Raw genomic sequence first — 706 nt, forward strand, 5'->3', positions numbered from 1 at the left:
CAACGTTTGCTCCGGTCTGAAAACCAGTATCCTGGAAAGAGCCATCTAGAAGGCTTTGACCGTTAAAGTTTGTCTTTTCAGAAATTGACTGAATTTCAGCTTTTAGCTGCTCAACCTCTTCTTGTAGAGAAGAACGCTCCAAATCAGTGTTTGAACCATTCGCTGATTGTAGCGCTAGTTCACGAACACGCTGTAAAGAAGTTGTGATACTGTTTAAAGCACCTTCAGCAGTTTGTGCCAAAGAAACACCATCACCTGCGTTTCGGTTAGCTACGTTAAGACCACGAACCTGAGCGTCGATTCGGTTTGAAATTGCCAAACCCGCCGCATCATCCTTCGCACCATTGATACGTAAACCTGAAGATAAACGTTGCAAAGCCTGGCTTTGAGCGTTTTGTGAACTTTCAAGGTTACGCTGAGCATTTAAAGACGCGATATTGGTATTAATTATTTGAGGCATGTCGTTTCTCCGATCAATTTTGCAAGTAAACGAACGAGACTTTAAAACACACCATGCTTTGTAAAGCACGCTCTCGATCGCTTGTTACATCATTTAACGGCCCCCCACAAAATTACTTTAGTTTTTTTTACAAAAACAATGTAAGCAAGTGTAACAAACCCCTTCTTGCTCAAACACTCCTACTTCACTAGCTATATAGATTGCGGCAAGCACTAGCCAAAAAAACGGCAAACATATCGTTTAAAG

Annotated in this window: 1 pseudogene; it reads right to left on the reverse strand. The window is 41.6% G+C overall.

Annotated elements, in window-relative coordinates:
- Positions 1–460, reverse strand: a pseudogene (locus A3729_RS23495) (flagellin); the annotation flags it as partial.
- Between the last annotated feature and the right edge of the window lie 246 nt (positions 461–706).

Source organism: Oleiphilus sp. HI0043, assembly GCF_001634935.1.